This is a genomic window from Bombella apis, assembly GCF_018221685.1.
GTDB lineage: Bacteria > Pseudomonadota > Alphaproteobacteria > Acetobacterales > Acetobacteraceae > Bombella > Bombella apis.
On record NZ_JAGJTM010000004.1, the window covers coordinates 373,163 to 399,641 of the forward strand.

General features: G+C 62.3%; 23 protein-coding genes, 1 tRNA gene and 1 riboswitch. Of the genes, 11 read left to right on the top strand and 13 right to left on the bottom strand.

Annotation, left to right across the window (positions count from 1 at the left end):
• Positions 1-8: 8 nt before the first annotated feature.
• From ccmE to ccmC, 3 genes are read right to left on the bottom strand one after another with little or no spacing between them, the layout of a single operon-like run.
• Positions 9-557 carry a cytochrome c maturation protein CcmE gene (ccmE, locus tag J8Z04_RS04910; RefSeq protein WP_192847978.1) on the bottom strand — a complete coding sequence of 183 codons (549 nt, stop codon included), beginning with the start codon at positions 555-557 and terminating at the stop codon, positions 9-11.
• A gap of 33 nt (positions 558-590) precedes the next feature.
• Positions 591-782, bottom strand: coding sequence for a heme exporter protein CcmD (gene ccmD / locus J8Z04_RS04915; protein ID WP_192847979.1), 192 nt, complete (start codon positions 780-782; stop codon positions 591-593).
• Positions 779-1,528, bottom strand: coding sequence for a heme ABC transporter permease CcmC (ccmC, locus tag J8Z04_RS04920; RefSeq protein WP_086431171.1), 750 nt, complete (start codon positions 1,526-1,528; stop codon positions 779-781). The genes ccmD and ccmC overlap by 4 nt, the downstream gene beginning before the upstream one ends.
• A gap of 201 nt (positions 1,529-1,729) precedes the next feature.
• Between ccmC and J8Z04_RS04925 the strand changes: the two genes are divergently transcribed.
• Both J8Z04_RS04925 and J8Z04_RS04930 read left to right on the top strand, forming a co-directional pair.
• Positions 1,730-2,149 (top strand): EVE domain-containing protein, encoded by a 420-nt coding sequence (locus tag J8Z04_RS04925; RefSeq protein WP_081562934.1) that lies wholly within the window; start codon positions 1,730-1,732, stop codon positions 2,147-2,149.
• Positions 2,150-2,206: 57 nt separating this feature from the next.
• Positions 2,207-3,022 carry an EcsC family protein gene (locus J8Z04_RS04930; RefSeq protein WP_043561605.1) on the top strand — a complete coding sequence of 272 codons (816 nt, stop codon included), beginning with the start codon at positions 2,207-2,209 and terminating at the stop codon, positions 3,020-3,022.
• A gap of 79 nt (positions 3,023-3,101) precedes the next feature.
• Here the strand turns inward: J8Z04_RS04930 and J8Z04_RS04935 are convergent, their stop codons facing one another.
• Positions 3,102-3,299, bottom strand: a complete 198-nt coding sequence (locus J8Z04_RS04935; RefSeq protein ID WP_043560907.1) for a hypothetical protein — start codon at positions 3,297-3,299, stop codon at positions 3,102-3,104.
• A gap of 32 nt (positions 3,300-3,331) precedes the next feature.
• On the opposite strand from J8Z04_RS04935, the gene aat reads away from it, so the two are divergent.
• The 8 genes from aat to J8Z04_RS04975 all read left to right on the top strand — a co-directional run bounded on the left by aat (position 3,332) and on the right by J8Z04_RS04975 (position 14,688).
• Positions 3,332-4,006, top strand: a complete 675-nt coding sequence (gene aat / locus J8Z04_RS04940; protein ID WP_192847980.1) for a leucyl/phenylalanyl-tRNA--protein transferase — start codon at positions 3,332-3,334, stop codon at positions 4,004-4,006.
• A 35-nt stretch (positions 4,007-4,041) separates the two neighbouring features.
• Complete coding sequence (locus J8Z04_RS04945; RefSeq protein ID WP_156878838.1) at positions 4,042-4,959, top strand: hypothetical protein; 918 nt, start codon at positions 4,042-4,044, stop codon at positions 4,957-4,959.
• 4 nt (positions 4,960-4,963) lie between these two features.
• Entirely contained in the window at positions 4,964-5,479 is a 516-nt protein-coding gene (locus J8Z04_RS04950; RefSeq protein ID WP_081562936.1) for a peroxiredoxin, read from the top strand.
• Positions 5,480-5,581: 102 nt separating this feature from the next.
• Complete coding sequence (locus tag J8Z04_RS04955) at positions 5,582-8,875, top strand: YhdP family protein (RefSeq protein ID WP_192847981.1); 3,294 nt, start codon at positions 5,582-5,584, stop codon at positions 8,873-8,875.
• A 43-nt stretch (positions 8,876-8,918) separates the two neighbouring features.
• On the top strand, positions 8,919-10,304 hold the full coding sequence (locus J8Z04_RS04960) for a replication-associated recombination protein A (RefSeq protein ID WP_373364564.1): 1,386 nt from the start codon (positions 8,919-8,921) through the stop codon (positions 10,302-10,304).
• Positions 10,301-11,272 (top strand): RluA family pseudouridine synthase, encoded by a 972-nt coding sequence (locus J8Z04_RS04965; protein ID WP_192847982.1) that lies wholly within the window; start codon positions 10,301-10,303, stop codon positions 11,270-11,272. Before J8Z04_RS04960 ends, J8Z04_RS04965 begins: the two co-directional genes overlap by 4 nt.
• A gap of 69 nt (positions 11,273-11,341) precedes the next feature.
• Positions 11,342-13,954 carry an AsmA family protein gene (locus J8Z04_RS04970; protein WP_192847983.1) on the top strand — a complete coding sequence of 871 codons (2,613 nt, stop codon included), beginning with the start codon at positions 11,342-11,344 and terminating at the stop codon, positions 13,952-13,954.
• 20 nt (positions 13,955-13,974) lie between these two features.
• Positions 13,975-14,688: an ATP12 family protein gene (locus tag J8Z04_RS04975; protein ID WP_192847984.1), complete on the top strand. Its 714-nt coding sequence runs from the start codon at positions 13,975-13,977 to the stop codon at positions 14,686-14,688.
• 99 nt (positions 14,689-14,787) lie between these two features.
• Here J8Z04_RS04975 and ispF read toward each other — a convergent pair whose 3' ends face one another.
• The 3 genes from ispF to metZ form a co-directional block, all read right to left on the bottom strand.
• On the bottom strand, positions 14,788-16,011 hold the full coding sequence (ispF, locus tag J8Z04_RS04980) for a 2-C-methyl-D-erythritol 2,4-cyclodiphosphate synthase (RefSeq protein WP_192847985.1): 1,224 nt from the start codon (positions 16,009-16,011) through the stop codon (positions 14,788-14,790).
• Between the two features lie 26 nt (positions 16,012-16,037).
• Positions 16,038-16,514 (bottom strand): Co2+/Mg2+ efflux protein ApaG, encoded by a 477-nt coding sequence (gene apaG, locus J8Z04_RS04985; RefSeq protein ID WP_154981641.1) that lies wholly within the window; start codon positions 16,512-16,514, stop codon positions 16,038-16,040.
• A gap of 161 nt (positions 16,515-16,675) precedes the next feature.
• Positions 16,676-17,887, bottom strand: a complete 1,212-nt coding sequence (gene metZ / locus J8Z04_RS04990) for an O-succinylhomoserine sulfhydrylase (RefSeq protein WP_192847986.1) — start codon at positions 17,885-17,887, stop codon at positions 16,676-16,678.
• Positions 17,888-17,965: 78 nt separating this feature from the next.
• A riboswitch (SAM riboswitch) is annotated at positions 17,966-18,046 on the bottom strand.
• Between the two features lie 168 nt (positions 18,047-18,214).
• On the opposite strand from metZ, the gene J8Z04_RS04995 reads away from it, so the two are divergent.
• Positions 18,215-18,288: transfer RNA gene (locus tag J8Z04_RS04995), tRNA-Gly, on the top strand.
• Between the two features lie 32 nt (positions 18,289-18,320).
• On the opposite strand, the gene J8Z04_RS05000 is transcribed toward J8Z04_RS04995, so the two are convergent.
• The 6 genes from J8Z04_RS05000 to J8Z04_RS05025 form a co-directional block, all read right to left on the bottom strand.
• Positions 18,321-19,697 carry a purine-cytosine permease family protein gene (locus J8Z04_RS05000; protein ID WP_192847987.1) on the bottom strand — a complete coding sequence of 459 codons (1,377 nt, stop codon included), beginning with the start codon at positions 19,695-19,697 and terminating at the stop codon, positions 18,321-18,323.
• 39 nt (positions 19,698-19,736) lie between these two features.
• The gene (locus tag J8Z04_RS05005; protein ID WP_232086304.1) at positions 19,737-22,247 is read right to left on the bottom strand and encodes a TonB-dependent receptor plug domain-containing protein; all 2,511 of its coding nucleotides are present in this window, start codon (positions 22,245-22,247) and stop codon (positions 19,737-19,739) included.
• A gap of 42 nt (positions 22,248-22,289) precedes the next feature.
• Positions 22,290-23,270, bottom strand: coding sequence for a homocysteine S-methyltransferase family protein (locus tag J8Z04_RS05010; protein ID WP_192847988.1), 981 nt, complete (start codon positions 23,268-23,270; stop codon positions 22,290-22,292).
• A 334-nt stretch (positions 23,271-23,604) separates the two neighbouring features.
• Complete coding sequence (locus J8Z04_RS05015; RefSeq protein ID WP_192847989.1) at positions 23,605-24,153, bottom strand: hypothetical protein; 549 nt, start codon at positions 24,151-24,153, stop codon at positions 23,605-23,607.
• Between the two features lie 78 nt (positions 24,154-24,231).
• Complete coding sequence (locus tag J8Z04_RS05020; protein WP_043560882.1) at positions 24,232-24,969, bottom strand: 2OG-Fe dioxygenase family protein; 738 nt, start codon at positions 24,967-24,969, stop codon at positions 24,232-24,234.
• Between the two features lie 236 nt (positions 24,970-25,205).
• Entirely contained in the window at positions 25,206-26,468 is a 1,263-nt protein-coding gene (locus J8Z04_RS05025) for an NAD(P)/FAD-dependent oxidoreductase (protein ID WP_192847990.1), read from the bottom strand.
• Positions 26,469-26,479: the final 11 nt, after the last annotated feature.

Consider the following 26,479-nt stretch of genomic DNA (forward strand, 5'->3'; position numbering starts at 1 on the left):
TGGTCATGTCACGGTGCGGCCCCTGGCCCGGGAGGCGTGTCCGGGTGGGGCACGGTCATGCTGTTCCAGTCGGCGGCATTGGGAGGAGGGCCGAAACGGGGGTCCCACCGGCCACTTTTCTGGAGAGCATCGGCAACCTCTTTGGGCATGTAGGTTTCATCATGCTTGGCGAGAACCTCGCTGGCGGTGAAGCCGTGGCCATCATACCGGCCCAGAGCCACCACGCTCTGCCCTTCCCGGAACAGGTCCGGCAGGATGCCCCTATACTGCACGGTGACGGCAGCCTGCCCGTCCGTCACGTCAAAGCGGGCCTCTGGCGTGTCGTCGGAGGCCCTGCCAGTATGGAGGGACCCGGCCACGACCATGCCGCCCAGCCGGATGGTCCGGGTTGGTGTCGGCGGATGGGCCAGCACCTGTGAAGGAGCCATGAAGAAGACGATGGTGCTGGAAAGCGCATTGAGAACCAGCCCGACCGCCCCACCTAGGCAGAGCAGGCAGGCCAGGATGATCCAGAAACGTCCGGCCTTGCGGCGGGTGAGGGGAAATGACGCAGACATACCGTTCCCGTTTAAAGACACGAGGGCGGGCTGTTAATCCCTTTCCTGTCCGGCAGGCAGATTTGCCGTTTTCTGCTGGAGACGCCGCATGAGGGCAAGCCGCCGTTTGGCCCGGCGAAGGCGGAGCAGGCTGCTGCTGACCGTCACGGCCAGGATGACGATGACCAGCCCGTAGCTGGCCAGCACGAACCCCCAGTGCGGGGGCCAGAAGGCGGGTGCGGTCATGGTGAGATGTCCCGCAGGGCCAATGCCTGGGTGCGGCGCTCCAGCAGGGCGGCCCGGCAGCGTATGAGGAGCAGGGCCGTTCCCGTCAGTGTAAAGCCTGCCGTGCAGACGAGCAGGGGCCAGAACATGCTCATGGCCATGGTGGGGGCACCGGTCAGGGTGATGCTGTCGGGCTGGTGCAGGGTGTTCCACCACTGCACGCTGAACTTGATGATGGGCAGGTCCACCACACCGGCCAGAGCCAGCAGGGCAGCGGCCCTCTGGCCCCGCACGGGGTCGTCAAAGGCCCGGATGGTCAGGATGTGTCCGAGATAGAGGAAGAACAGCACAAGCATGGAGGTCAGCCGGGCATCCCAGACCCACCATGTCCCCCAGCCCGGCTTGCCCCAGAGTGACCCGGTGATCAGGCACAGGGCGGCGGCCGTGGCTCCCAGCGGTCCGGCTTCTAGGGCGACGATACCGGCCAGCGGATGCCGCCAGACGAGGGACAGAAGCCCGCAGGCAGCCAGCAGCACGTAACCGGCAGAAGCCAGCCACGCCATGGGGACATGCAGATACATGATGCGCACCGTCTCGCCCTGCTGCCAGTCTGCCGGGGCGAAGCCGAGGCCCCAGATCAGCCCGGCAGCCAGTACCGCCAGCCCGACAAGCAGGCAGGGCAGGGCCATGGGGCGGGTGACATGCAGGAATCGGGCCGGGCTGCCTGTCCATCGTCCGGATGGTGCGGGGTAGGTGGAAAAAGACATGGGGCAAGTATGGCGGCTTCACGGAAAGAAGAGAAATGAAAAATGGTGTCATCATGGCGGCAGACGTTCCGGGAAGCTCCCGCTTTGAAAAAGCCTCAAAGTCAGGCATTGTAGAGTGGCTGGCCACACACGATATGGCCGTGGACAGATGGAGCGGAAAAACCGGGAGTGCCGCCCCGGAAAACAGGGAGATTGTGACGCATGGCCTTCTGGCTGATCAAATCGGAACCGGCCTCTTTCTCATGGGATGAGCAGGTGAAGAATGATGTCGAACCGTGGACCGGCGTACGGAACTACCAGGCACGCAACAATCTTGCCGCCATGAAGTGCGGGGACAGGGCCTTGTTCTACCATTCCGTGACGGAAAAGCGCATCGTCGGTGTGGTCGAGGTCGTGCGGGAGGCCTTTCCGGACCCGACGGCGGATGATCCCCGCTGGGTCTGCGTGGACGTGAAGGCCGATGGAGCCTTTCGCTCCCCCATCACGCTTGCGGAGATCAAGGCTGACCCGGCTCTGGAAAGCATGGCATTGCTCAAGCAGTCCCGCCTTTCTGTTGCCCCGGTGACAGAGGAAGAATTCGCCTATCTGACCCGCAAGGGCCAGTGGGAAAAAGCGCAGTAACGATGGACCCGGCCCCCTGCTGTGGTGGCCCGCTCTGGAAATGAGGAGATTCAGACCATGACGGAACAGCGTAAGGACCATGTGCCCAGTGCGAGTTTCCTGTCCCATGATCTTGATGCAGAAGCCCTGTCCCAGCTCCATGCCGTGCTGGATGGGGTGGAGAAAGGTCGGGGCACGCTGGCCCGTCTGGGTGACCTGATGGGTGGTGCTGTGGGCCGGGCAGCCCATATGGGGTTGCAGGGCCTGTCTCTGGCGCCGGGCCTTCAGGAAAAACTCCAGAAGCTGGCCAGTTCTGCGCTGGACCAGGCCTACCGTCTGGCCATTCTTGGTCTGGACCGCAAGGCAGGTGGGGCCGGGGCACGGCGTGAGAATCTGATCCAGGCCGCCGTGGCGGTCTCCGGTGCGGCGGGTGGTTTTGGTGGCTTTGCCAGCATGGTGCCGGATGTCGGGTTCACCACGCTGGCCATCATGCGGGAGATTGCCGCCATCGCTCAGGAAAATGGTGAAGACCTGCGGAGTGAGGAGACACGCCGGGCCTGTCTGGAAGTCTTCGCCCTGCGGAGCATGGGAGAGCAGAAAGGCGAGGGGGAGCTGGGCTTTTTCGCTGCCCGTGGCCTGATGCGTGGCCAGCCGCTTGTGATGCTGATGGCCGAGGTGGCGGGACATTATGGCATGGCCCTGTCCCGCAAGCTGGCAGCCCAGATGGTGCCGGTAGCCGGGGCTCTGTGCGGGGCGGCCATCAACTCGGCCTTCCTTGCTCATTATCGGGCTCTGGCCAAGGCCCATTTCACCATCCGCAGGCTGGAGCGCCTGCACGGGGCTGCTGTGCGGGATGCCGCCGAGGCGTATCGAGGTCGCAGCGCAGAAGCGTGAGCAGGGCTGTCTGCACGGCTTTCAGAGGGGCGGACTCCGGCAGGGGCCGCCCCTCTGTTTTTCTGTCCGGGTGGCGTTTTCAGCGTGGGGCCATGCGGTAGAGCTGATACAGCTCCAGTGGTCCGAAGACGAGAATACCCATGAGGGCAAAAACGCGCATGACACCCATGAGGGGAGTCAATGCAGGCCAGACCAGCTGAAGAAGGAAGGACAGGGCCAGTGCGATCGTATAGATGTAGGTCTGCGATGAAGGGCGTGAGGGAGACTGGCTGGACATGATTCGGCTTCTCTGTAGGGAAAGATTATCTGATGGAGCCTATCACATCTGACCTGCTTCTGCGTGCTTATGGGGAAGGTCTGTTCCCCATGGCACCGGATGAGCAGAGCGATGAGCTGGAATGGTTCTGCCCGCAGGAGCGGGGGATCATTCCCCTGGAGACACCAGCCCTGCCCCGGCGGCTGATGCGGACCGTCATGGCCGGGCAGTACCGCCTGTGCAGTGATGAGGATTTCGATGGCATGATGCAGGCCTGCGCCCGCCTGACGCCCTTCCGGCCGGAAACATGGATCAGCGGGCGCATCCGCCAGCTTTATGGCGAGCTGCACCGTCTGGGCCATGCCCATTCCGTGGAGGTCCGGGACAGGGAGAGCGGAGCGCTTCTTGGGGGGCTCTATGGTGTGTCCCTGCATGGTGCCTTCTTCGGGGAGAGCATGGTGTCCCATGTGCGGGATGCGTCCAAGATAGCGCTGGTACATCTGATGGCGGCCCTGCGGCAGGGGGGATATGGCCTGCTGGATACGCAGTACGTCACCCCGCATCTGGCCAGTCTTGGCTGTGTGGGAGTGCCCTTTGCGGCTTACAGGCAGCAGCTTGCGGCGGCCATGCAGCAGCCTGCCCGATGGCCTGGAGATGTCAGCCTTGCTGCTCTGGGGCCGGAACTGGAGGCCATGGTGCAGGGCTCTGCCGGGCGGGCAGAAAGGTAACCAATTTCTCTCTGGCCCTGCTGTCATGGTCTGATATGCTTCTGCCCGTTTGCAGGCTGGGCGGTGTCCGGCGCCGGTCATGGATGGAGATGGAGGAAGACGTGCGGATGCAGTGGTGTATCAGGGAAGTCATGCCGGGGCGGGATAAGGTCGTGCGGCGGGCCGGGGGGACAGTGCTGGCGGCCCTTGGGGCTGCCGTGCTGGCCTGTGGCATTGCCGAAGCCGCTGCGCCAGCGGATCATCCCCCTCTGGCACCGATGCGGGATGCCGTGGTGACCTACCGGTTCCAGACAGAAGTGCTGCCGGGCAAGGGGAAGGGAGCCGGGCCGGAGCATCAGGTGGCGGTTTCTTTTGCTGCTTCGGGTGACCGGCTGCGGATTGATCCTGATGATGGGCAGAGCGCCACCATTCTGGACCGCCCCAACCAGATCATGACGCTCGTCAGCATGCAGGAGAGGCGCTACATCCAGTTCCGTCCCATGCATGGGCTGCACAATACGTTCCTGCTCAGTCTGGATATGACCTACCATGCTGGCGGGATGAAGCAGATTGCTGGCGTGCCTTGCCGGGAATGGGCCATTGAAAGCCCTCGTGGCAAGGCAACGGCCTGCGTGACGGAGGATGGCCTCATCCTCGCCGAGGATGGTGTGGATGCTGATGGTCTTCAGGGCCATCTTCAGGCCGTGTCCGTGCGGTATGAGGACATTCCGGCAGACCGTTTCCAGCCGCCTGCCGGGTTTCAGAGGGTCAGTCCCTTCCTCAAGGGCAGGCCGGCATCCCAGCCGGCACAGGCCCGTCCCGTTCCGGATGCTCCACTGGATGGTACGGCGCATGGTGCCGCCCGTACCGGGGGTGAGGGCAGCAGCGTGCCGGATCAGCCACACAGCCCTGATGATTCGGTGGGAGATGGCAGTGTCTCCCATGGTGACCAGCCCAACAGTGCGGAGCAGTAAAAGCATGACACAGGCAGAAAAGGTTTCAGGTTCCGGTGAGGGGCTGGCCGTGGGGGCCCCGGTGCCCGATTTCGATCTGGCGGGGATGGGCCCCACAGGCGAGGAGAGGGTGAGCAGCCATGCCCTCCGCGGGCAGCCCTATCTTCTGTATTTCTATCCACGGGCTTCCACGCCGGGCTGCACCACTCAGGCCTGCGATCTGCGTGACCATCTGGCCGAGCTGCGTATCCCCGGTGGGGATGGTCTGCGTGTGCTGGGTGTCAGTCCCGATGGTGTGGGAGCACTGGAAAAATTCATTCTGAAACAGGCGCTCAGCTTCACCCTGCTGTCAGACCCCGATCATGCATTGGCCGAAGCCTATGGCGTGTGGGTGAAGAAGAAGCTCTATGGGCGGGAGTTCATGGGGATTGAGCGGAGCTCCTTTCTGGTCGATGCGGAAGGGCGTCTTGTCGCTTTCAAGCGGAAGGTCAGCCCCGCCAGGCATGTGGCATGGGTGCAGGAGGCTCTGTCCCGGCTCTGACAGCCGGTTTCCGCCAGTCTCCGGTCTGTTCCGGGCAGCCGCTCTCCTGTTTTTCTGTTTCAGGACATCACGGGATGTCTCTTTATCCGGGGTATCGTGGACATGACATGGCAGACAATCCTGCGCCGTGTGGCCTTGGGGCTTCTGGTGCCGCTGGTGGGGCTGCTGCTGGCGGTGGCCCTGCTGTTGGGACGGATGGCCCAGGGGCCTCTGGATGTGACGGGGCTGTCCCATCGTTGGGGAGGGGCCCTGACCCATGCTGGTGGGGGGCGTCTCCACTGGGAGCGCATGGCCCTGTCGTGGAAACCCGGAAAGAACGGTCATTCGGCCAAGATTCTGCTCAGCCTTGAGGGTGTCCGGTATCGTGCCCTTCCAGAAGGCGGGGGGGCTGATGAGGTGGCTGCCGAAGTGCCGGAACAGCAGCTTGATCATGTCGGGGTTGTTTTCCGGCTTGCGAGCCTGCTGCATGGGCAGGTGGGCCTGCAGTCGTTGGATGTCCGGGGGCTGCGCCTTGTGGCGTTCCGGGATGCAGAGGGTCATGTCAGCCTGGGCGGTGTGAAGCCCGGGGCGCAGCATCCGGGTGGAGGCACTCTGCCACCTCTGGCTGCCATCATGCCCTGGCATCTTGATCTTCAGGATATCAGGCTGACCATAAGGGATGAGACGGCACCGGATTCTTCGCTCATTGTAACCCTGCCGGAACTGAAGGCGGATCATGACAGGCAGACCGGCTGGCAGGGGCGGATGGAGGCGTCCCTCCAGGGGGTCGGGCTGGGTGCAGGGCAGGAGGAGGCCACGGTCCATCTGGCAGGTGACATGGCTCCCGACGGAGCGGCACGGACACGCTGGCAGCTGACTGTTTCTCCGGTCCGTTTTCCGGCTCTGGCGGCCTGGCTGCCGCTGTCGCCAGCCGGGAAAAAAGGCATGGGCATCCCGAACATGCCTCTGGCGTTTCATCTGGAAGGGATTCTGGAGGGGCATGGGCTGGTCGGCCATTTTGCTCACATGGCAGGGGAGGTGGACGCTGGAGCTGGCGAGATTGACCGGCCTGGCCGCATTCCGTTCCGTCTCTCATCGGGGAAGGTATCGTTCCATCTGGACCCTGCGGAGGCTGGCCAGCAGGCTCCCCTGGTTCTGGCATTGCATACGGAGCTTGCGGCACTGGACTCCCTGGGGCGGACGGTCCCTTTCATCATTGATGCCCATGGGCGGCTGGATCATCTGGACAGGCCAAAGGATGTGGAGCTGTTGGTGGATGGCCATGTGCCAACATTCGATTTTGCCACATTGGCGAGTGTCTGGCCGGATGGCACAGCCCGTGGAGCCCGTCGCTGGATGACCACCAACATGACGGCAGGACGTGGTGAGAATCTGCATCTTCAGCTTGATTTTACCAGCAATACCGGTCTCGACGGGTTGGATGTCAGGGCGTTGGGGGGTGAACTGACAGGCCATAGCCTGAGCGTGACATGGATGGAGGGTATGCCACAGGTCACGGGGGAGGATGCCTACGCCCATTTTGTGGATGATGACCGTCTGCTGATCGACGTGCAGCATGGTCATCTTGCGGATGGTCGAGGGGGCTCGGTGACCGTACCGACGGGGCATATTGTTCTGAGTGATCTTCTCAAGCGGGAGCAGACAGGTGAATTCTCGTTGGGGATGGAAGGTCCCCTGTCAGCTTTTGTGGCGGTCCTTTCCTGTCCACGGCTCAATCTGCTGTCCCGTCATCCGGTCAATCCAGCCAATACGGGCGGGATGCTGAAAGGCACGCTCTCGCTGAAGCTGCCGCTCAACAGTCACCTTCTGATGAAGGATGTGGGATATGGGGCAGAGTTTGATTTCCAGAACATCTGGTTCGCTCTGCCGTCCCTGGGGCGGATACAGCAGGGGAATGGGCACTTTTCGGTCAATGAAGCCGGACTTGCCGTGAAGGGAGGTGCCCGGTTCCGTGGCGTGATGATGACGGGCAGCCTGTTCGACAGTTTTCAGGCCAATGTGCCGGGACGCCTGATGTTGAAAGCAGATCTGCAGGCCTCATTGGGGGCAAAGGAGTTGCGCAGTCTCGGGGTTCCGGCGGGGCTGGCGCAGGACTCCATCATGCAGGGCAGTGGCGTGGGGCATGTTGTCTACAGCCAGTACGGTGGGGGCCCCGGCCATAGTCGGGGGACTGCCTCGGTGCAGGTGGACCTGAGAGGTTTGGGTGTCCGGGCCCGTTTCTGGCACAAGCCTGTTGGTGTCCCTGCGGGCTTGCAGGCAGGAGTGACATGGCAGGATGGGCAGATGATTCGTCTGGATGATGTTCGCGCCCATGGTCCCCAGCTGGCCCTTCAGGCAGAAGGGCGCATGAGGTCTGGTCAGCTGGGAGGGATCAACCTCACCCATTTCCAGTTTGGACGGACGAGCGGCAGTGCCGTGATGGACTGGCCGGTGCGGGACGGAACGGCGGATGACCGGCGGTACCAGATATCCGTGCAGGCCAGTACTCTGGACCTGACCCCCTGGTTCGGGCATCCGGCCACCGGAAAGTCACGCTCACAGCCTATTCATCCCGTGGAGAAAAAGGTCAGACGGGCACCCGGCAGCGCCAGCCAGGCATCCATCCTGCCGGAGGGGATATGGGCTATCGGGTTGCGGGCTGACAGGGTGATCTATGGAGCTGAACAGACAGCCAGCCATGTGTCAGCCAACCTTCGCTGGGCAGCGCAGCGGGTGCAGGGGGCTTTCCTGCATGTGGCCCAGCCGTCCCTCACGTTTGATCTCGCACAGGATTCCAGACGGATAGGCGTGCTGGATGTAAGGCTCATTGCTGCTGATCTGGGCAGGATTCTGGCGTCTCTTGGTGTGTATGACCGGCTGGCTGGTGGCACGGTGGACCTCCAGGGCCATTGCCAGCCCGTGGCGGCCGATGCGCATGTGACCAGTGCCGAGCGTACCATGGGGCTGGGACTGGGGCTGCCGCCCTTTGATGGCACGCTGGCCGTGGACCATCTTACGCTGAAAAATCCGCCGACGGCTCTTGTCATTGCCACGCTGGCTGCCCCCCTGCATTGGGGGCAGATTTCCCGCAAACAGTTTGAAGATGTCCAGTTGCGGGCGTCCTTCCGGGTAGCGGGGGAGCGGCTTGATCTGGCAGAGGCGCGGGCCGGCAATGCCATTCTGGGGGTGACGATGAAAGGGCAGATGGATTTCGGGCAGGCCATGATGCAGATGCAGGGCACCATCTCGCCATTCTTTGGGATCAATCAGGCTGCGGGCAGTTTTTTCGGGGCCCGGAAGGGAAGTGGTATCATGGCCATGACCTACAGGCTGGATGGCAGTTTGGCCAAGCCACAGATGCATGTTAACCCTTTCTCCGCCCTGCTGCCCGGTGGGCTGCGGCGTCTGTTCGAATGAGAGGCTGCCGGGTCTGGCAGTGGTGGGAAAGGCAGGAGGGATGATGATGTCGGATACCATGCCGGATCTCTTTGGGGGTTCCTCATCGGGTGGTGTTTCCCGGCATGAGGAGGGAGCACGCCGGTCAGAGTCCTCTCCGTCACGCCGTGCTGCGGGCACCCAGCCGCTGGCGGACCGTCTGCGTCCGCAGTCATTGGATGAGGTGCAGGGGCAGGTCCATCTTCTGGGGCCGGAGGGTACGTTGACCCGGATGCTGGGAAGCGGCCATCTGTCCAGCCTGATTCTCTGGGGTGGGCCGGGATGCGGCAAGACAACCATTGCCCAGCTGCTCGCCGAACGGGTGGGACTGTTTTACACGAAGATTTCCGCTGTTTTTTCCGGTGTGGCGGATCTGAAAAAAGCCTTTGATGAAGCCCGCCGCAAGGCTGAGGCCACCGGGCGTGGCACGCTGCTCTTCGTGGATGAGATTCACCGCTTCAACCGGGCGCAGCAGGATGGCTTTCTGCCTTATGTGGAACGGGGAACGGTCGTGCTGGTGGGAGCCACGACCGAGAACCCGTCCTTCACGCTGAACTCCGCCCTGTTGTCACGCTGTCAGGTTCTTGTCCTGCACAGGCTGGATGATGCTGCGCTGGAGCAGCTTCTTGTGCGGGCCGAAACGGCCACGGAGCGGACCCTGCCCCTGACGGATGAGGGCCGGGCCTCCCTGCGGGCCATGGCGGATGGGGATGGGCGCTATCTGCTGAACATGGTCGAGCAGCTTCTTTCCCTGACGAAGGATGGAACCCGCCCGCTGGGGCCGGAGGAGCTGGCCCGGTCCCTGTCCCGGCGGCCTGTCCTGTATGACAGGGACCGGGACGAGCATTACAATCTGATTTCCGCTCTGCACAAATCCCTGCGGGGGAGTGACCCTGATGCGGGACTTTACTGGTTCGCCCGTATGCTGGAAGGCGGGGAAGACCCCCGCTACATTGCCCGCCGTCTCGTCCGCTTTGCCAGTGAGGATATTGGCGAGGCTGATCCGACCTCCCTGCCGTTGGCACAGGCCGGAGCGATGGCTTATGAGAGGCTCGGCTCTCCAGAGGGGGAGGTGGCCCTGGCGCAGGTTGTGGTCCATCTGGCGGTCGCCTCCAAGTCCAACGCAGTGTATCGGGCTTATAATGAGGCCAGGGCATTGGCGAAGCAGACGGGCAGCCTCATGCCTCCGGCCCATATCCGCAATGCTCCGACAGCCCTGATGAAGGAGCTGGGTTACAAGAAGGGCTACGAATACGATCATGACTGCGAGGATGGTGTTTCCGGCCAGAACTACTTCCCCGACGGCATGGAACGGGTGACGCTCTACAGGCCGGTCGACCGTGGATTTGAAGAAAGAATCAGGAAACGGCTGGACATGCTGGCGCAGAAACGGGCATCTCGCCAGTCATGAGTGTTGAGAATCGTATTGTCAGCGAAGATGAGGCCGATCTGCGTCTCGACCGCTGGTTTCGCCGTCATTATCCCAACCTGACACAGGGCGGGTTGCAGAAGCTGTGCCGCAAGGGGCAGGTGCGGGTTGATGGAGGGCGGGTGCAGCCCAATAAAAGGCTCAATCCCGGCCAGAGCATCCGTATCCCCCCTCTGCCGGACCAGAGCCGCCCGGCCCCGCCGCCACCGCCCAACCCGGAACTCGTCCAGCAGCTGCGGGACATGATCCTTTATGAGGATGACCATCTCATCGTGCTGAACAAGCCGTCCGGTCTGGCAACACAGGGTGGCCCCGGCATCACCGTACACGTGGACATGATGCTGGAGGGGCTGAGGCCGGAGGGAGGCGACAAGCCCCGCCTCGTGCATCGCATTGACCGTGACACGTCCGGCATCCTGCTGCTGGCCCGCACGCCCGGTGTGGCGGCAAAACTGGCAGCGGCCTTTCGGGGTCGTGAGGTGAGCAAGACCTACTGGGCGGTGGTTGTCGGGCGGCCCAGCCCTGCTGAAGGTGTGATCGACCAGCCTCTGGCCAAGGTCGGGGCCGGGGGTGCCTCGCTTATCGTGCCTGTCTCCCGTGGGGAAGAGGATGCGATGAGTGCCAAGAGTTCTTACGAGACGCTGGATGCCACAGGCAAGCGTTTCAGCTGGCTGGCCCTGTCCCCCTGGACGGGGCGGACGCACCAGCTGCGTGTCCATACGGAGAGTCTGGGCACGCCCATTCTGGGTGATCCCCGCTATGGGGGCGAAACGGCCCATGTGGAGGGTTTCCCGGACAGGCTGCACCTCCATGCAAGGATGCTGGAGTTCCCTCATCCGGCGGGGGGAAGGTTGCAGGTGGCGGCTCCCTTGCCGCCCCATATGCGTGAGACGTTCCAGACGCTGGGTTTCATTGCTGGTGACACACCAGCACCACGCCGGACACGGTGAAAGACTGACAGGGACGGCTGGCCCTTTGCAGGGGGACCTGGCCGCCTGAGAAAACGAGGACACAGGCAGATGAAAAAGCTGGCAGCAATCCTGATCGGGCTGGTGGTGGTGGTGACAGGCGTGAGCCTTGCTCCGCAGTTTCTGATAGACCAGAACAGGCTGCGGCAGCGTGTCACGGAGGCCTTCCAGCAGCAGACGGGGCTGGAGCTGAAGATGGGGGAAACGTCCTTCCAGCTGCTGCCATGGCCGTCTTTTCAGGCAACAAATGTCGTACTGACAAGACCGGGCTGCACGCCCTTCGTGGCGGCCCGGTCCGTCCATGCGGACCTGTCTCTGCTAGCGATACTGAACCGGGAGATTTCCTTTCAGGAATTCACGGTGAGGGGAGCGGGCATCATGCTGCATCGGGCCAGCGAGAAACAGTGCTCCACGTGGCTCCCTGTAATCTCGCAGGATCAGAGGGCCGCAGCGCCTGTGGCCGGTGATGCCGTCACCCCCCGCTGGAAGGTCAGCTTCGGAGGGCTGCATCTGACTGATGCTGAACTCTCATGGCAGGATGATCTGTCGGACAGTCATGTCCCGGAAGGAGGCCACCTTCATCTGGCAAGTCTGGAGATGGCGGGCATGCGCAGTGTGAGCCCGTGGGTGGATCTGCGGGGCACATATGGGCACACGCCTTTTACGCTGCGGGGACGGCTTGGCCCTCTCCATCAGCTTCTCTCTGCGTCTGCTGGACAGAAAGACCCGTGGGCTTTCAGCCTGGGGCTGACGCTGGGGACCGGCGAGCACCAGGACCATGCCACGCTTGATGGCCTTATGCGGGACGCCCACCGGCTGAAAGGTGTGAATTTCACGCTGTCCGGTCGCTGGACATCCCTGCGGGGCCTGCGGCATCTGCTCTCACGGGCGATGCCGGTTGATCTGGGGCAGCTTGAGGGGACAGTCCGTTTCCACAGTGATGATGACATGGTGGCTGCCAGCAACGGAACGGACATGGCTCTGACGGATGCCCTGCTGCATCTGCCCCGGCGTCTGGTGCTGGATCAGGTTCATGCCCATTTGGGCAGTGCGACCCTGCCTGCGGGCATGTGGCATGTGGCGGCACCGCTGCAGCTGAGCGACATCCAGATTGATGCTGACAGTGCGCAGGCACCATTTGTCCTTCAGGGGCAGGCTGCCTGGGGGCGTTATGCCTGGCTGTTTCATGGTGAGGCAGAGAGTTTGCAGAGGGCACAGTCTGCTCTTCTGGGCCGCATCCCGGCATCTGTCGGGCTGAAGCTGAACGTGCAGGGGCAGGACAGAACATTATCCAGCCTGTTCAACCGGGGTGATGCCGCCAGAACGGATGCCAGACAGGACAATGTGTCTTTCGACCTTCAGGGACAGGCCGGGCGGCAGGGCAGTACGCTGGCTTTTTCCGGCCAGGCAGCCCTGTTCCAGTTTCCTGACATCAGGGGAATTCCGGGCCTGCTGGTGCATGATGGTCATGTGAAGGGGCAGCTTGTCTTGGGGCCGGTGAAGGATGCAGGCCTTTCTTCCCTGTCGCTTCAGGATGTGGTGTTTGACAGTCAGGAAGCGGGCGGAAACCTGTCGGCGGACCTGCCCATGCAGCCGGATGCGGGGCTTGTGGGCAAACTGCATCTGATCCATCTGGAGGGGGAGCGTGTCTCTTCCGCATCGCTCACACCTGCTGCCGAGCCGACAGTGCAGGCGGGGCCTGTGCCCACTGCGGGCAAGGGAGAGCCCGGTGATGCTGCGCAGGCATCCCGGCCGCCAGAGGTGGCCCCCGCGGAAGGAAAGGCGTCTGAGACCCGGCTGACGCAGTGGTTCGGAAGCATGGCGGGGCGACCGTTCGATGTGGATATGACGGCAGATCAGCTCCATGTGGCAGGCATCGCCTATCAGGGGCTGCATCTGCATCTTCTGGGGCTGGAGGGGCGGTTGAGTCTTTCCGTGCTGGGAGGGAGCGTGCAGGACGTGCCGCTTGCTGGTGAGGTTGTGCTGGATGGCACGGCTGACCCTCTGCGGATGGGCATGAAGGCGCATCCATTCATTCTGCCGGCCAGCTGGGTACAGAGCCTGCTGGGGCAGCCTGTGATGTTTGAGGGGCCTGTGCAGCTGGAAGGGGCTCTCGGGACGGAAGGCGCCCAGCCTGAGGCCCTGTGGCAGGCCCTGGATGGCCAGATGGGCCTGTCCCTTGTGGATGGCCGTGTCCAAAGGGAGGTTCTGGCACCATTGGCAGGCCCTGCGGCCAGTCTCCTCAAGCTGGGTTCTGGCACGATGGGGCTGCGCTGCTTTGCCGGGACGGCGACATTCGGGCATGGTCAGGCACATTTCAGTGACATGGCTCTGGAGGTGAAGCATCTTTCCCTCATCGGGCAGGGGACGATGAAGCTGGGTGACATGAGCTACACGTTCCAGCTCATGCCGCATGTCACGCTTGTAGGGGCGGATTTTTCCACACCACTGGCCCTTTCAGGGCAGAATGGCACGGTTCATATAGGAGCGCAGGACAAGGATCAGGCTGCTCTGGATACAGCCCGTTTTGGCAGTGATGCTTGTGCTCATGCTGTCCAGCAGGCTCGTGGCGGGCAGAAGGGTCTGGCCCTGCCTGCACGGGATGATGGCCATTCTGGCGGGGCAGGCGGGATTCTCCGGGCCCTTGGTCTTGGTGGCAACTGACAGGAAGGAAGAGCAGCGTCATGGCACAGTTGCACAGGCGTTTCTGGAAACAGGTGACAGTGGGGCCAGTCGGTGAGTCTGGCCAGCAGGGACCATTGCTGGATGGCAGGCCCGTGAAGCTGCCTGCCGGAACGGCCCTGGCCGTGTCATCTCCTGCTCTGGCAGAGGCCCTTGCGGAAGAATGGCGTCAGATTGCCGAGGGTGCCCAGTTCACCCCGGATGATCTGGTCCTGACCCGCATGGCGGGCAGTCAGATCGAGCGCATCCTGCCCGATCGTGCAGCGATGGAAGCCGCCCTGCACGCTTATGGCATTGATGACAATCTCTGCTACCGGAGTGTGGCGCAGGATGATGCCGTGACGGCCCGCATCCGGGCCTGGGCTGCGGAACAGGGGCTGCATCCGGCCATGACGGATGGTCTCATGCCTCTGGAGCAGCCTGCCGCCTATGGCGAGGCCCTGACGCATTACCTGTCGCAGCTGGAGCCTGCCCAGCTGACGGCTCTGGGTGTCATGGTGCCCATCATGGGCAGCCTGCTTCTGCCGCTGGCTCTGGTGCATGACGTGGTCAGCTTTGACGAGGCCGTGCATCTTGCCCACGCCGACGAATACCGTCAGCTGGAAAAATGGGGCCACGACAGGGAACTCGCCACACTGCTTGAGAAGCGGAACACGGATATTGCCGATGCGCTCCGTTTCCTGAATCTGGCGCAGGGGCGGGTGAAAGCAGCCTGACCGGACAGGAAGCGTGATTTCATGGAACGGAAAAGCCCCTCCAGAACGGGTCTCTGGAGGGGCTTTTTCACGACTGGCCCTGCGGAAGGAGGGAGCGTCTTACTCCCCGCTGTCCGGCACCATGATGCTGACGGCAGCCGTGGCGGCGATGCCTTCTTCCCGCCCCGTGAAGCCCAGACGCTCGGAGGTCGTGGCCTTGACGGAAATGCGGCTGGGACTGACCTTCAGCAGCTCGGCAAGACGGGCACACATGGCCTTGGCATGAGGGCCGATCTTCGGGCGCTCGCAGATGATCGTCAGGTCCGCATTGACCAGCATTCCTCCTTTGGAGCGGATCAGCTCTCCGGCATGGATGAGGAAGCGGGCGGAATCCATGTCACGCCATTTCTCATCCGTGGGGGGGAAGTGACGGCCAATGTCGCCCTCATTCAGCGCACCATAGATGGCGTCGCAGAGTGTATGGATGCCCACATCGGCATCGGAGTGACCGGCAAGGCCCTTCTCATGAGGAATCTCGATGCCACAGAGGATGAGCTTGCGGCCTTCGGCAAAGGCATGAACATCATAACCCAGACCGACACGGGGCAGAAGAACGGTAGCCTGCGCAGGCTGGGTCTTCTGGTCCTCAATTACACGTTCAAGCCGCATCAGATCCTCCGTAACGGTCAGTTTGATATTGTCTTCCGAACCCATGACGATCGCCACCTTGTGCCCTTCCGCCTCCAGCAGGCCGGCATCATCGGTCAGGGCGGTGCGGTGCCGGTCATGCAGGTCCCGCAGCAGCGGGAAGGAGAAGCCCTGCGGGGTCTGGGCACGCCAGAGGCCCTCCCGTGAGACCGTCCCGGTGATGAGGCCATTCTCCACCTTCTTCAGCGTGTCGCTGACAGGCAGGGCCGGGATGACACCCTCATGGGTCTCCAGTGCCTCAAGGGTACGGGTGATGACAGCAGCCGGGACGCAGGGGCGGGCCCCGTCATGCACGAGAACGACATCAGGCGGCTCGGGCAGTTTTGCTAGGGCCTCCAGTCCGGCCCGCACGCTGTCATGCCGTTCGGCTCCGCCCTCGACCGGGGGAAGGACATCCAGCCCTGCCAGGGCCTCGGGCAGGAGCGGGTCGCTGCCAACCGGCTGGAGGACATCGACATGCGGCAGCAGGGCCATGGCGGCGTGCCGGATGACCGGCTGCCCGGCCAGAAGATGGAACTGCTTGCTTATGCTGGCCTGTTCCTGCGGGGCACCGGCAGAGAACCGCCGCCCACGCCCCGCCGCCAGAAGAAGGGCGGCAATGCGTCTGTGTTTCGGGCGGGCATGAGGGGCGTTCAAGATGGCGGGTCCTTTTCTGCTGTCCGTCAGTGGGTCATGCCCATGTGATGGGGACTGTCCAGACTGAATACGGGCACGGTGACATCAAAACGATGGCCGCTGGCCGGAGTGACCATGTGGTAGAGGCCCTCCATGAAGCCGCTCGGTGTTTTGAGTTCAGCTCCGGATGTATATTGATAGCTGCTGTCTGGAGCAATGACGGGCTGCTCGCCCACCACGCCTTCACCATGCACGTCTTCACGCCCACCCCGATCATCCGTGATGGTCCAGCTGCGTGAGAGAAGCTGGATGCTCTCCTTGCCTCTGTTTTCAATCAGCACATGATAGAGCCAGACATAACGGTGTTCCTCCGGGTCGGAATGTTCATCAACCCAGAAAGGGCGGACATTCACGGTCACGTCGCCGGTATGGGCCGTAAAGGCGGGCAGGGACGTGATGGGCTCCATCTCGAGGGTTTCCGTCTCGGCCATCGGGCCTTCCGGGGGGAGGGAATTATCGGACATGGGCCTTTACTAGAATCATTATGGGGATTTGTCAGGTCATTCTGTCAGGAGCGGCGGATTTTCCCTTACTGGTATTCTGGAATGTCTTCATATGTCTGACCTGTCGTGGCCGCCCGTCCCGTTCACGGGGAGTGCGGGGACGGGCTTGCAGGCCGGGTCGTTCAGCCTGCCTGCCGGGCGGCTTCGGCCCCACGGCGCAGGTCCTCGATCAGGTCCTCCACATCTTCCAGCCCGACCGAGAAGCGGATGGACCCATCCGTGATGCCCAGAGCATCACGCTGTTCCTGCGTCAGCTTGCGGTGGGTGGTGGTGGCGGGGTGGGTGGCAAGGCTGCGGGCATCCCCCAGATTGTTGGAAATGGCAATGAGCCGGAAAGCGTTGAGGCAGGCAAACGCCCCTTTCTTGCCATTGGCGACGCTGAAGGCCACCAGTGTTCCGCCATTGCTCATCTGTTTCCGGGCAAGGTCGGCATGGGGATGATCCTTGCGGCCGGGATAGCGGACGGACGTGATGCCGGGCAGTTCGCTCAGGGCGTCAGCAAGGCGGGCCGCATTATGGGCCATGGCCTCCACACGCAGGCGCAGCGTTTCCAGCCCCTTGGACAGCACCCAGGCATTGAAGGGAGACAGCGTGTTGCCTGTATTGCGGACGAAGGGCTGGAGTGTTCCGGTGATCCATTCCTGACTGCCCAGAATGGCCCCGCCCATCACACGGCCCTGACCGTCAATATGCTTGGTACAGGAGTAGATGACGACATCCGCCCCGAGTTCCAGCGGCTTCTGGCCGACAGGTGTGGCGAAGACATTGTCCACCATGAAGATGGCCCCCGCCTTGTGGGCAAGGTCGGCAATGTGGCGGATGTCCAGAACATCCAGCATCGGGTTGGAGGGGGTCTCGATCAGCACGGCCTGGGTGGGTTTGGAAAGAGCCTCTTCCCAGGCCTTGAGGTCGGTGCCGTCCAGCATGACGGTCTCGATGCCATAGCCGGGCAGTAGCGAGTCCAGCAGCCAGTGTGTGGAGCCGAAGAGCGCACTGCTGGCCACGACACGGTCACCAGCCTTCAGCTGGGCCAGCAGGGCACAGGAGACGGCCCCCATGCCGGTGGATGTCGTCTGGCAGGCCTCGGCCCCTTCAAGCAGGGCAAGGCGATCCTGAAGCGCATCAACCGTGGGGTTCCCATAGCGGGAATACTGAAGATGCTGGATTGTTCCTTCAAAGGTGGCTTCGGCCTGTTCTGCACTGTCATAGACAAAACCGGAGGTCGGGAAGATGGCGTCCGACGTTTCACCATGTTCGGTGCGGTTGCGGGCCTCGTGCAGCAGACGTGTGTCGGTGCGGCAGGAGGAGAGGAAGGACTGGTCGGTAGAGGGCATGGGTTCCTCCAGCTGAAGAGGCAGACCACCCGGCGGCCTGCCCGATTAGGATGGAGGCCGTATGAAGTCCTGATTCTGCGGGAGAGAAACAGGGCCTCTTTAGCGCATGTTCTTTTACCTCGCCGCAAGCCGGCCTATCAAATCACGAGGGTGGGTTACCGTCCAGCAACGCCACGCCCCGACTATGCGCCCGGTGGAAGGGGGCGTCAAGGAGAACCGGTCACGGTTCGCCGGAAGATGTTCGGAGAAGGGCGATACTCTGCTGGAAAATATGATGGAAAGGGGATTGCGCAGGGTTTTGCCAGCCGGTATAAGAGGCCCCACGAAGCGGATGTAGTTCAATGGTAGAACGGCAGCTTCCCAAGCTGCATACGGGGGTTCGATTCCCCTCATCCGCTCCAGTCTTTCCCCTGAAAATCAGAAGGTCGTCTCTTCATCCGCCCGGTTGTTGGGTGTGGTGGGCTTTTCCGTACCGTGCCAGCAGAAGATAGCTGAGCGTGGAGACGAGCAGGGCCGTCAGCCATGAGATGTCCACGCCATGCAGCCGCTCCAGCAGCGGGCCATGATAGAAGGACAGGTTCAGGAAGGGAATTTCCGCCAGAATCCCCAGCCCGTAGCTGAACAGGGCCGGGCCGTTCACAAGCCCATAGACCCCGCCATCCCGTTCGAAAAAGGATGGGACATGATAGTCCCCTTTGCGGATGAGGTAGAAGTCCGCAAGGTTGATGGCTGTCCACGGGATCATGACGGCCATGAGCAGGTCCAGCAGGGCGCTGTAGGCGGCATTGAAGGACTTCGCCATGAAAAGGGCCATCGCCGTGGCTGTCAGGATGATCAGCAGGGTGATGATGAGGCGGCTGCGCCCCCGTGGCTGCCAGCTGGTGCGGCAGCTGTGCAGCAGCGTGATGAGGGAGAGCGTGCAGCAGTAGAGGTCCATGGCATTGGCGAAGGCGATGGACAGCCCCAGGACGAGGATGATCAGCCCTGCCCATGGTCCCGTCATGTGGGTGATGGCGACGGCGGGTGATAGCCCTGTGGCGGCACTGAGGAAGGCCCCCGCTGCCATCGCCAGAAAGGTTCCGCCGATCGTGCCGCCATAACAGGCGAGGAAGATGCGGGGATAGCTGGCCTTCTCATCCGGCAGGTAGCGTGAGGAATCGGAGACATAGGGAGCCGTGGCGATCTGCCAGAGCACGGCGATGGAAAAGGCCTGGAGAAACCCGGCAAAGGAGCCGTGCATGTCTGCCAGAAAGGCCTGCCCGTGTGGCAGGCTCGCCAGCCCGACAAAGAAGCAGAGCAGGATGACGGCCGTCGTGATGAAGGAAACCGCCGAGGAGAATATCTCGATCGTCCGGTAGCCGATGATGCAGGGCAGCAGGCTGAGGACGGCCATGATGAGGATGGCCGGATGTGCTCCCAGCGAGGGCAGGACACTCCGCAGCGCATCGCCGCCCACCACGCAGTTGGAGGCGACGAAGCTGACATACATGACGACGACCATCAGGATGACCGGCATGGCTCCCCATGCACCGAACTGCCCCCGGCTCTGGATCATCTGCGGCACCCCAAGCCGTGGCCCCTGCACGGCATGAAGGGCCATGAAGACAGCCCCGAGCAGGCTGCCAAGCAGGAAGGCAAGGGTCGTTAGGGTGAAGGAGATGTGGCACTGCAACGGCCCCAGCGCACCCGTCACGACCGTCAGCAGCGTCATGTTGGTGCTGAACCAGATGGTGAACTGGTCCCGCGGGCGGCCCCGCCTGTCCGAGGCGGGGATGGGGTGGATGGTGTGCTGCTCGATCGCTGAGAACATGGTGGTCTGCCCTGTCGTGGTCCGTGCCTGTCTCCGGGGTTACAGGCTGATGTTGATGCGCCCGTAGTAATAGCCGCCCGTCATGGGGATACCGGCGGAATTGTTGTCGTAGAACAGTGAGCCGGTGTAGGAGTTTTCCAGCGGCATCCGGCGGGGCCGGACGTTGAAGAGGTTGTTCCCGCCGACGGCCAGATGGATGCGCTTCGTGGCCTGGAAGCCGACCTCAAGGTCCGTCAGCCAGGCAGGTGTGTTCACGAAGCGGTGGAACTGGCTCTGCGAATATTGCAGGGCCGCCGGGGCCTGGTCCTGATAGGTCACGTTGTTGACCGTCTCGCCATAGCGTGTCTGGCGGAGGTTCACATTCCAGCGGTCCAGCTTCCAGTATGCGTTGAGAACGATCTTGCTGCGGGGTGACGCCGTGGTGAGGTAGCCGATCTGCTGGGCATTGAGGATGGGCGATCCGTCCGCATAGGTGTTGAGATGGTGGATGCGGGTGCGGTTCAGATTGAGGGCCAGGCTGAGATTGAGTGACCCGTAGCGGTGCAGCTTCAGGGCGTAATCGGCCATGATGTCCAGCCCCTGCGTGCGGGTGCTGGCCCCGTTGGTGAAGTAGGTGGCCGTGACGTTGTCCGGGTCCAGCCCGCCGGGCAGGGAGGCCCCCATCAGGGCGATGGCATTTTCTGCCGCACTGCCCTGGAAGCTGCCGCCCGGTGAGATGCGGTTGCGGATGTTGATCTGGTACACGTCGGCCGAGACATGAAGGTTCGTGACGGGTTCCAGCACGATGCCGCCGCTGGCGTTGGTGGAGCGTTCCGCCTTCAGCCGCTGGGCCCCGAGGGAGCTGGCCGCTGCGGAACTGACAGGCAGACTGGCCGAGGCCCCGTTGGGGATGACGCTGAGCACGCTGTAATGCTGCTCCAGCAGGGTGGGAGCACGGTAGCCGTTGCTGATGGTGGCCCGCAGGGCAAAGCGTTTCGTCACGTCATACCGGGCGGCGATCTTGCCCGTCTCGGCATTGCCGGAATCGGTATAATGCTCATACCGTCCGCCGAAATCGACATCGAGATGCCGGAGCGGGTGGAAGTCCGCATCAATGTAGCCCGCCCAGACGTTGCGGGTCCATGATCCCGCATTCTGCGGCATCAGGCCCGCAAAGCCCTGGAGACCACCCTTGTAGTAGGAGGCAGGCTCACCGGCCCCGATGGTGTATTTCTCCAGCCTGTGCTGGGCACCGAAGGAGAGATCCAGCGAACGGCCAGGGGCAAAGGCGAACCTGTGGCTGATGTTCAGCGTGTTGTTCCACTGTTCGTTCTTGAAGCGTTCCGTCCGGACCTTCGTGGGGGATGTGCCATAATCGGCATAATAGGCCGGGCTGCCACTGTTCTTCAGGGTCATGTGGTCATCATCGGCCCCGTATGTCGTGTTGGCATCCCAGTGGAACCCGGCAGGCAGGCGGCCCTTCAGCCCCAGTGTGACGGCGTAGTCCTGTTCCTCCATGGCCTCGATGGGAGAAAACCCGTCGGGATAATATTGCGGGAACGTGTCCGGCGTCCGGTAATCCTGGAAGCCTTCACCGTGACGGTGGGCATAGGTGACAAAGCCGTAGCCTTCCAGGGATTGGGTGAAATGCTTGCCGAAATTGAGGCTGAGGGTCTGGCGGGTTTCCTCGGCAAGGCTGAGGGCCGGGTCGTCATAACGGTTCGTGCGGACGTCCAGACCTTTCTGGATGAAATGGTCGGTATGGTACATCTGCCCGGCCAGATTGACGTACCCCTCCTCGCCCAGGGCTAGGCCCTTGTCGAAGCCGAACTGGTACTGCCAGCCATCGCCGTTATAGGCATTTGCGCCTGTCTGGGCATCAATGTCGGAGCTTCTGACGTCCTTTTTCAGCACGATGTTGATGACACCGGCCAGCCCGTCCGCCCCGTAGCGGGAGGCGGCACCGTCCCGCAGGATTTCGATATGGTCGATGGCTTCCGGGGGGATCATGTTCAGGTCCACCGGGCTGGAGCCTTCCTCCGGCCCGCTGTCGGCACTGATGTTCGCCGTGGTGTGGCGGCGTATGCCGTTGACGAGCACGAGCGTGTGGTTGGGGTTCAGCCCCCGCAGGCGGATGGAGGAGGTCAGGGCCGAGGCGTCATACCCTGCTGCACTGATGGTGATGGACGGATTGATGCGGGCCAGAGCTTCCGCCACGTTCAGCTGCCCCGTGCGCTGGAGCTGCTGTGCCGTGACGATATCCACCGGTGAGGTGCTGGCCCGTGCCCGTTTCAGCGGTGTGTTTGTCCGGTGGACGGTCAGATGTTCGGCTGATCTGGCATTGATGGCATGGGGCCTGTGGCGGGTTGTGGATGTGCTCTTGCGGGCCTGTGTCTTTCTGCTGGCCGCTGGGGAGGTCGTGGCCGTGCCTGTCACTGTGGCGGCTCTGGCGGTGGATAGTGAGCCTGACAGGGCCGTGGCGAGGCCAAGGCCCATGCCGCATGACCCCATAAGCCAGGAGAGGGACAGCAGGGAGGCAGGCAGACGGTGAAAGCCATGCAGGCGGGGCATTGTGGTGTCTCCAGAGTGCGAAATGGGCGGTGGGTCAGCAGGTCAGGAAAAACGGGCGGCGAGGGCGGCGACATGCTCCGGCCCGATGCCACAGCAGCCCCCGATGATGTCGGCCCCGGCAGCAAGCCAGTGCTGGGCGAAGTCGGCGTAACGCTGGGATGTCAGCGTGCCATCCAGTGGCGTGATGCTTTCATTGGCTCCTTCGCCTTCGCCGTCATGATGGTTGTGGGCGAAACCGTTGGCATACACGCCCAGTTTCAGGGTGGTGGAATCTCCGTGGGTTTTCAGCACCTTTCGGGCTGTGTGCAGGGCCGTTTCCATGATGCGGGGGTCGCTGCAGTTGAAGAGCAGGGCCTCCAGCTTCAGCTGAAGGGCGGCTTCCACGGCTTTTTCCAGCAGTTCACCCGACCGCAGGCGGACCGGGGCGTGCTGGTGGATGAGAGCGGCGGGATCGGAATCATCCAGCGTGAAACTGCCCCAGAAGGGGCGTGCATCGTCCGTGCTCTGCTGGACGAGCCTGTGGGCTGTCTGCAGTTCGGCGATGCTGCTCTGTGTTTCTGCCAGCCAGAGATCGGCCGAGGGTGCCAGCCCACGGATGAGCGGCGTCAGGATAGCCTCTGCCTTCTGGGGGGTGAACAGGTCGGGACGGTAAGAGCCGCCTGCCGGTGGCAGGGAACCGGCCAGAAGAGACGGCTTTCCACCCTGGGCCTGTGCTGCAATGGCCTGCCGTCCCAGATGGCCGGAGAGGCGGGCCAGTTCCTCGCCCCGTGCGGCAAAACGTTCCTCACCGATATGGAATGGCACGACGGCATAGCTGTTGGTCGTGATGACATGCGCCCCGGCCTTGAGGAAGTTCTCATGGGCCTGCTGCACCAGATCGGGCCGCTCCATCAGGCTGAGGGCTGACCATTCCGGCTGGCGGAACGGAGCTCCCATGCGGTGCAGCTCCCGCCCCATGCCACCATCAAGGATGAGAGGTGTCCGGTCAGCTACGGAAGAGAAGGGCGTGGTGGAAGGAGGCATGGCGCTGGCTCATTGGGGGGCTGTGGTCTGGTCCCCGTTTTCTGTCTGTTGAAGGAGCGCCATGGGTAAAAAAACTTGACGAAAATATCAATCCCATACACATATAAGCATGATGTTATATGCAAAGTATAGAAGTGGGCGGAGATGGGTATTATTGAGAGCTAAAGGTGACGGCAAGTTAATGTATTGTATTTATCATATAATGATATGATTATATCCATATAAAAAACTGTAAAAAATATTTTCTCCGGTATCAGCCGGATTTTGTCATTCCTTTGCAGAAAGATGAAAAAGGGCCCCAGCGCCTGCCAACATGACGGTGGGGCCCGAAGAATCAGGGGCTGTTGAGAGTGTCCTCGTATTTCTGCCCGTCAAATACCCAGCGGTCGTTGCCATCAATAATGATGTCAGCCAGACCGTTGTGACGCTGGCGGGCAATACGGATGGAACCGTTCACGCTGTCCAGCAGTGTGTCCCATTTGTTGCCATTCCTGCGATAGATGGAGGTGGTACAGCCTGCAGACCCGCAGAGGCGGTATGATTGCAGCTGCACGAACAGGATCATGTTTTTCTGCTTTGGGGCGAGTTTGGCTGTCCCTGTCAGGACGATGGGTGTCTCGTTGTGGCGGGCCGCATCGTCCAGAAGGTCTGCATTCAGGCTGCGGGCCTGCCTGTCCAGCTCCGTGCCGGGCTGGGCTTTCAGCTCCACGGGTGTCGTGCTGGAGTGCTGTGCTGAATGATGATGACGTGACGGATGCTTCTGGCTGGCCGCCTTGGCCGGGCTGGTCTGGATGAAACCGAAGAGACCCATGACGATGGCGGAACGGCACAGGTTTCCGGCAAGGCCACGGAGGCGGACAGGAACAGGTGATGAACGTGTCATGGCGTCGTTATCCTCTGGGGGACGGGTCAGGAAAAGACAGGGAAGCCCGCCATGAATGGCAGGGTAACAGGGTTGTGCTCATTCATACCGCAAGGTGACGACGAGCACGTCACGGTAGGCGGGCAGGGTGGGGTCTTCCGGTTCTACCGCCGTCACGCCGTGATAGACGCGGTGATCGTCCACAATGGCAGTATCCAGCGGCTCTGTCAGGGTGAAGGACCCCAGTACGGTCTGCTGGTCCAGCGCATGGATGCTCGTGACGCCTTCCCGTATGTTGCAGCGGTTGACCATGAAGACGAAAACCCAGTCCACGCCATCACGATGCATCCCTTCCGGCGTGGGAAGAGCCTCTGCATCGCTGGCGGCCTCGATGCGGAACTGATGGACCTCCACATGCCACGGGGCTGGCTGGGGTCGTTCCGGGGAGAGGTGGTCCGCCATGGTGGAGGTGGCCTGGAGAATGGCCGCAAGGGCCGGATGTCGCCCCACCTCGTCAGTGATGGGACTGAACCAGCGTTCTACCCCGCCATTGAGCAGATTGTAATCCCGGCTCTGATAATGGGGCTGATGGTCCTTGCGGGTCAGGCTGTTCCCAGTGATGGAAAAGGTCCCATAGCGACGACGGCGGTAGCGCCCGCCATCAGCCATGTAGAGGTCCATGCCCAGATCATTCCAGCTTTCAGCAAAACCCTGCCAGTCTTTCAGGCCGCAGGGCTCCAGCCACGCTCTGGCCTGTCGAGCGGGGAGAAAGGCAAAACCGTTTTTGATGATCTGCTGTTCGATAGAACCGGTGGAAGCTGTACAGGATAGGGTCATGGCAGGCGTTCCCCTGTCGCCGCAAGGGGAGCAGACTGGGGCTGCCCTTTTCTGGCGGTACGGATCATGATGGCACAGAGCCCGAGTATAAAAGGTCTCCCGGCAACTGTCTTGCGCCTTGTGCCGTCCTGGTGAGAAACCTTGATGGTGGAGTGTACAGGCCTTTTGAGCCCCCGCAGGGCAACCCCCCTTCACCTGCCGTGAAGGGGGCTGCCGGGTTGGGGGGAAGGGCCGCTTCAGTCCTGTTCCGGCTGTGCTGACGGTTTCTTGCCGTTCAGATCAGGATTGTTGGGCTTGAAGCGTTCGCCGAGGGCTGCACAGACGGTACGGAAAAGACCGCTGATGCCCATCTGGTGCTGGCGGAACAGACCTTCATGGATGAAGCGGGCCAGCTGGGCTCCAAAGCCATGGCCGCCGAACCCCTTCTTGGAGGGCCACATGCCCCAGGCATTGTACCGCCCCAGGGCCACGACGGCGCCACGGTCGTTATAGACGAACGGGACCGCTGCCTTGCCAGCCAGCTGGCGGGGAATGGCAACCCGGCCGACATAACGGCCTTCCTGCCGGGCGGCCTGCGCCGTGGGGGCTGTGGGGTTGACCTCCATGCGGGCGCAGTCACCGATGGCATAGATGGACGGGTCTTTCGTGGTCTGGAGCGTGTTGGTGACCATGATCTGCCCGCTGCGGCTGAGCTCAAGATTCTTCAGGAGGGAGGTCGCCACGCAGGCTTTCACCCCAGCAGCCCAGATGGGGAAGTCGGACTCGATGCGCCGGCCATCCTTGAGGGCGATGTAGCCGCAGCCGACCTCACTGACCATGCCGCCGGTGATGACATCGAATCCCAGCTTCTCCAGTTCGGCCTTGGCCTCGGCCGAAACCTGCTCGGGGAAAGGCGGCAGCAGTCTGTCCTGCGCCTCGATCAGTGTGGGCCTGAGCAGCCTTTTGCGGGCAGAGGGGCCAAGGCCGGGAGTGCTGTCGATGGCCTGGCAGAGCTCGGCAGCCAGCTGCACCCCAGTGGCACCACCCCCAACAATGTTCAGGTGGACAGGCTTGTTTGTCAGCTGCGCCCGCTCAATGAGTGTACGGAAACGGTCGTGGATGGCGTTGGCATCAGCCAGGGAATTGAGGAAGAGGCAGTTTTCTTTCGCCCCGGGCGTGCCGAAGTCGTTTGCGCAGGAGCCCAGAGCCACGACGAGCAGATCGTAATTCAGGACCTGCCCGTTTTCCAGGTTCAGCGTCTTTGTTGTGCTGTCGATGGTGTCCAGCGTGCTCTGGATGAAGGAGAAGCCGAAACGTTTGGAAAGCTCATTGAAGGCGAACAGGTTGCCTTTCTGGCCGATCGTGCCGGATGCCAGCTCATGCAGGACAGGCTTCCAGATATGGACGGCGTTCTGATCAATCAGGGTAATGCGGACATGGGAGTTGTGGCTGAGCTGGGTTGCGGCTTCCAGACCGCCAACACCACCTCCCAGAATGACGACATGTTTCTTTGCGGACATGGAACCGTTCC